Source organism: Stenotrophomonas maltophilia (assembly GCF_003970865.1).
GTDB classification, from domain to species: Bacteria; Pseudomonadota; Gammaproteobacteria; order Xanthomonadales; family Xanthomonadaceae; genus Stenotrophomonas; species Stenotrophomonas maltophilia_AR.
Window position 1 is genome coordinate 1 of sequence record NZ_RXLZ01000116.1, and the last position, 4,728, is coordinate 4,728.

6 protein-coding genes are annotated in these 4,728 nt (G+C 67.0%); 2 read left to right on the forward strand and 4 right to left on the reverse strand.

Annotated elements, in window-relative coordinates; translation table 11 throughout:
- A partial coding sequence (locus EKL94_RS22565; protein ID WP_221767993.1) for a hypothetical protein occupies positions 1 to 240 on the reverse strand: 240 nt, incomplete at its 3' end.
- Between EKL94_RS22565 and EKL94_RS21740 the strand changes: the two genes are divergently transcribed.
- Both EKL94_RS21740 and EKL94_RS21745 read left to right on the forward strand, forming a co-directional pair.
- The gene (locus EKL94_RS21740) at positions 239 to 652 is read left to right on the forward strand and encodes a MerC domain-containing protein (RefSeq protein ID WP_019338435.1); all 414 of its coding nucleotides are present in this window, start codon (positions 239 to 241) and stop codon (positions 650 to 652) included. The two genes, EKL94_RS22565 and EKL94_RS21740, sit on opposite strands and share 2 nt — an antisense overlap.
- Before the next feature lie 110 nt (positions 653 to 762).
- On the forward strand, positions 763 to 942 hold the full coding sequence (locus EKL94_RS21745; protein WP_004150462.1) for a 30S ribosomal protein THX: 180 nt from the start codon (positions 763 to 765) through the stop codon (positions 940 to 942).
- A gap of 130 nt (positions 943 to 1,072) precedes the next feature.
- Here the strand turns inward: EKL94_RS21745 and EKL94_RS21750 are convergent, their stop codons facing one another.
- The 3 genes from EKL94_RS21750 to EKL94_RS21760 all read right to left on the reverse strand — a co-directional run bounded on the left by EKL94_RS21750 (position 1,073) and on the right by EKL94_RS21760 (position 4,462).
- Complete coding sequence (locus EKL94_RS21750; protein ID WP_126930607.1) at positions 1,073 to 2,323, reverse strand: alkaline phosphatase family protein; 1,251 nt, start codon at positions 2,321 to 2,323, stop codon at positions 1,073 to 1,075.
- A 172-nt stretch (positions 2,324 to 2,495) separates the two neighbouring features.
- Positions 2,496 to 2,987 (reverse strand): methylated-DNA--[protein]-cysteine S-methyltransferase, encoded by a 492-nt coding sequence (locus tag EKL94_RS21755; protein WP_021202265.1) that lies wholly within the window; start codon positions 2,985 to 2,987, stop codon positions 2,496 to 2,498.
- A complete protein-coding gene (locus EKL94_RS21760) occupies positions 2,984 to 4,462 on the reverse strand; it encodes a DNA-3-methyladenine glycosylase 2 family protein (protein ID WP_126930608.1) in 1,479 nt (492 codons plus the stop codon). Before EKL94_RS21760 ends, EKL94_RS21755 begins: the two co-directional genes overlap by 4 nt.
- Positions 4,463 to 4,728: the final 266 nt, after the last annotated feature.

Consider the following 4,728-nt stretch of genomic DNA (forward strand, 5'->3'; position numbering starts at 1 on the left):
TATGGGCATGAGTGCTGGATCTGCGATAGCTGTCGTGGTGGTTTTTTCTGTATAGACGATGCGGCCCTGGGAGATCGAACGGCGTAAGGTCGGCGGCAGGGGACAGTTGTAATAAGGGACAGGTGTATCAATCACTGGGCGCACGAATCCCGTCAGCGGGACAGGGGGAGGGAAACCGTGCGGGTCGGGAAGGGATGTTATATTATTCCATAACGATTCGCCGACCCTGCTGGAAGTCATGTCCCTGTCCTCACGCCTGCGCCACCTGCTCGACCGTTTCGGCGCCACTGGTTCGATGCTGTGCGCGGTGCATTGCGCGGTGATTCCGGTGCTGCTGGCCGCAGCGCCCTCGTTGGGCCTGTCGTTCTGGCTGAGCGACGGCGTGGAACAGGCGCTGGTGGTGTTCGTGACCCTGCTGGGGCTGTTCAGCCTGGTCTGGGGCTACCGTCGCCACGGCGCGCTGCGTGCGCTGGGCTTCCTGATTCCCGGCCTGGTCGCATTGTGGGCCGGCGTGTTGTACGACCCGTTGCACCACAATGCGGTGCCGCACGCGGTGGTGATGACCGTCGGCGGCCTGCTGGTGGGTGTGGCCCATCTGGTCAACCTGCGCCTCAACCACGGTCACGTGCACGACGCCAGCTGCGCGCACTAGGCGCTCCGTGATAGGATTTTCGATCGTGCGCGGGGGCGCCCAGCAAGGCGGCCCCGCCGAACCCGTGTCAGTACGGGGTAACCAGATTTCACATTTGAGGAGTTGAAGACATGGGTAAGGGTGACCGCAAGACCGCCAAGGGCAAGCGCTACAACGCCAGCTACGGCAACGCCCGTTCGCACACCGCGAGCAAGGTCGCCGTAGGCGCCGCCGCTCCGGTTGCCAAGAAGACCGTGGCCAAGGCTCCGGCGAAGAAGGCTGTGGCGAAGAAGGCTGTCGCCAAGGCCTGATCCGGCCCAGACCGGTTCAACGAAAAACGCGGCGCCTGGCGCCGCGTTTTTTTATGCGCGTTTTTGTAGAGCCGAGCCCATGCTCGGCTGGCGCAATGCAGCCGAGCATGGGCTCGGCTCTACAGGGAAGTCAGCGCAGGGTCTTCTTCAGTGTTTCCGGATTGCCGTCGTTCGGTGCGGCCGGCACCTGCAGCAGCTGGGCCAGCAGCGGATAGACATCGACGTTGTCGAAGCCATCGATCACCAGGCCCTGGCGGAACGACGGGCCGGCGGCCACGAACACCGCGCGCATGGAGGGCAGGGCGTTGTCGTAGCCATGCGAACCTCGATCCTGCTTCGCGCGCTTGGCGATCTTCTCCTGGTGCAGTGCATCCCAGCCTTCATCCATGGCACAGACGATGGCCGGAACCCGCGGATGCGTGCCGTAGTGCCAGCGCGCCGGCAGGTTCTCCTTCTTCCAGCACTCGTAGTGCGCGTGGCGGCCGAGCAGGGCGCGTTCGGCTTCCGCTTCGCGGCCGGCGACCGGTGCAAAACCCACCGACTGGCCCTGGCTGATATTGCGCGCAATGGCCGGGTCGGCCATCGATTCGGTGGCGATCACGTGGCCGTCGGCAACGCTGGCCATGCCGTGGTCAGACACCACGATGACGTTGGTGGTCGCAACCAGGCCGCGCTGTTGCAGTCCGTCAAGCACCTGGCCGACGATCTGGTCGGCGCGCATGATGGCGTCGGCGTACTGCTTCGACTCGGGGCCGTAGTTGTGGCCAGCCTTGTCCACGTGTTCCATGTACAGCGTGGTCAGGCGGGGTGCATCCGCATCGGTCTGCGCCAGCCAATCAAGCACGATGCCGGCCCGCTGCTCCAGCGGTTCCTTGCCGTCGTAGATGCGCCACTGGCTCGGGCGCACGCCGCGGATTTCCGATTCACTGCCCGGCCACGACGTGGTGGCCGAGCGGACGCCGGCGTTCTCGGCGCCGACCCAGATCGGTTCGCCGCCCCACCAGGCACTGGTGGTGACGGCCTCGCGGTTGCTCAGTTCGAAACGGCCCAGGGTTGCATCGTCCATGCTGTTGTTGACGATGCCGTGGTGGTCCGGACGCAGGCCGGTGACGATCGTGTAGTGGTTGGGGAAGGTCAGCGACGGATAGGACGGCGTCATCCAGCGTGCACGCACGCCGCCATCGATCAGTCGCTGCAGGTTCGGGGTCAGGCCGCGGTCCAGCGCATCGGCGCGCAGGCCGTCGATCGAGATCAGCAGCAGCTTCGGCGGCGTGGCCGCAGCGACAGGTGTAGGAACGGAGGCGGAAGGGGCGGGCGCGGTGGTGCAGGCGGCCAATGGCAGCAGCAGCGCCAGCGCGCAGGTCAGGCGTACGGAAGTCATCCGTCCATCATAGTGCGAGGCAATGACGCGCCCAAGACACGGCGCGCGCCCTTCAACAAGAAGGGGGCTTTCTCCAGACATGTCCCTGATGTCTCCATCCACGCATGGCGTGGATCTACCGTGTCGACCAAGGTCGACACCCACCAGTAGCCGCGCAGCCCGGCCGGCCCTCTCAGGCGAACAGCGGGGCCTGGCGTTGTTCCAGCCGCAGCAGCGCGGCCTTGGTTTCCAGTCCGCCACCAAAGCCGGTCAGTGCCCCGTTGCTGCCGATCACGCGATGGCAGGGCAGGATGATCGGCAGCGGGTTGCGGCCGTTCGCGGCGCCGACCGCGCGGGTCGCACTGGGTTGGCCCAGATGCTGCGCCAACTGCAGGTAGCTCCAGGTCTGACCGAACGGAATCAACGCCAGCGCCTGCCACACACGCAGCTGGAACGGCGTGCCACGTGGTGCCAGCACAAGGTCGAAGCTGCTGCGCTCGCCGTGCAGGAACTGCAGCAGCTGTTCGCGCGCTTCCGGCAAGGCATCCGGTGCGTAATGCCAGTCATCACGCCCGCGCGCGGGGTGGCGGTTCTCCGGGAACAGCACATGAGAAAGACCACGCTCGTCACCGGCGATGGTCAGCACGCCGATCGGGCTGTCGAAACGATCGAACAACAAAGTCATGTCGGTTCTCCAACGAAAGTGCCGGACAGGTGCCACAGGTGCAGCACGGCATAGGCGCGCCATGGCCGCCATGGCTGCGAGCGCGCTTCGGTTGCGCGTTCGCTCAGGCGCTGGCCCTGCGCGTGGCCGAGGACCTGCTGCAGCACCAGGTCACCGGCGGGGAAGGCATCGGGCTGGCCGAGTCCGCGCAGGGCAATGTACTGCGCGGTCCACGGGCCGATGCCGGGCAGTGCAATGCAGCGCGCAACGAATTCTTCCAGCGCCTGGCCGGGACCAAAGTCGAGCTGGCCACTGGCACAGGCGGCGGCCAGCGCACGGACTGTGGCGGCGCGGGTGCGGGGCAGGCCGATCGATTCCAGTGGCGCCTCGGCCAACACCTCGGGCGCGGGGAACTGGCGATCGAAGTCCGATGGCATGCCCGGCAGGTGTGCGCCGTAGGCATCGACCAGGCGCCGCGCGAAGGTGGTGGCCGCGGCCACGCTGACCTGCTGTCCGAGCACGGCGCGCACGCCCACCTCGAAGCCATCCCAGCCGCCGGGCACGCGCAGCCCGGGGCGTTCGGTGATGCCACGCGCCAGCAGCGGTTCTTCACCCAGCGCGGCATGGACCTGCTGCAGGTCGGCGTCCAGATCGAACACGCGACGCACACGGCGCACGATGTCGGGGATCAGGCGCGGGTCGACCGCACCCAGCTGCAGGCGCAGTTCGGGGCGCTTCGGGTCGGCGGTGACGCGCAGCAGGGTGGGGCGCTCGGGCGTGCCGAGCACGCGCTGGTAGCTGTCTTCGCCGATCAGTTCGATGCCGGGCAGGCTGCGCTTGCGCAGGAAGGCCAGCATGCGCGGGAAGTCCAACGGCGGGCGGTACGCCAGGCGCAGTACCAGGCAGCCGTCATCGGCGGCCAGCGGCTGGTGCTGGCGACGCAGCGCCGTCGGTGCCATGCCGCAGCCCTGCAGGAAGGCGGTATTGAAGCGGCGCAGGCTGTTGTAGCCGGCGGCCAGCGCAACGTCGGTCACCGGCAGCGTGGTTTCGGTCAGCAGTTGCTTGGCCAGCAGCAGGCGATGGGTGGCGTGGATCTGCCCCGGCGTCGCGCCCAGGTATTCAACGAACAGGCGCTGCAGCTGGCGCGCGCTGAGTCCGATCTTCTGCGCGAGGTCCGCAACGGGCTGCTCCTGCAGGAAGCCGCCCTGGATCAGCGCGAGGGCGCGCTGCACGGTCTGCCCGGCCAATGCCTGCTGTGCCTGCGGTGCCAGTTCGGGACGGCAGCGCAGGCACGGCCGGTAGCCGGCGGCGGCGGCTGCAGCGGCGGTCGGGTAGTAGGTGATGTTGCGCGGCTTCGGTGGCGGTGCCGGGCACACCGGGCGGCAGTAGATGCCGGTGCTTCGCACGGCGGTGAAGAACACGCCGTCGAAGCGTGCATCGCGGGCCAGGCGGGCGCGGTCGCAGGCGGCGGTGTCGAGGGCGAGGGCGGTGTCCATGGCGCCAGTCTAGGCGTGTGCGGGCGGGGATACTCGCCACATTCGGACATGGATGCTGAAGGGGGTTCTGGCAGGGCCGCGCCCTGCACCTGCCGAGGCCAGAGCAACAGCAACAGCGGCTTCTGGCCCTTTTAAACATCTGCCCCTGCCGCCGACCTTGCGCGTCGAGATCTCGGCTTGTGCAGTAGCATCAGAAAAAAAAGCATCATAATATAGCAATCTCATCTCGTAATGAACTCATCGCACTCACAAACAAACACTACACA

What these genes read in the sequence shown, in the direction of transcription:
- EKL94_RS21740 (WP_019338435.1), top strand. Translation starts at nt 239, where the DNA reads ATGTCCCTGTCCTCACGCCTGCGCCACCTGCTCGACCGTTTCGGCGCC.
- EKL94_RS21745 (WP_004150462.1), top strand. Translation starts at nt 763, where the DNA reads ATGGGTAAGGGTGACCGCAAGACCGCCAAGGGCAAGCGCTACAACGCC.
- EKL94_RS21760 (WP_126930608.1), bottom strand. Translation starts at nt 4,462, where the DNA reads ATGGACACCGCCCTCGCCCTCGACACCGCCGCCTGCGACCGCGCCCGC.
- EKL94_RS21755 (WP_021202265.1), bottom strand. Translation starts at nt 2,987, where the DNA reads ATGACTTTGTTGTTCGATCGTTTCGACAGCCCGATCGGCGTGCTGACC.
- EKL94_RS21750 (WP_126930607.1), bottom strand. Translation starts at nt 2,323, where the DNA reads ATGACTTCCGTACGCCTGACCTGCGCGCTGGCGCTGCTGCTGCCATTG.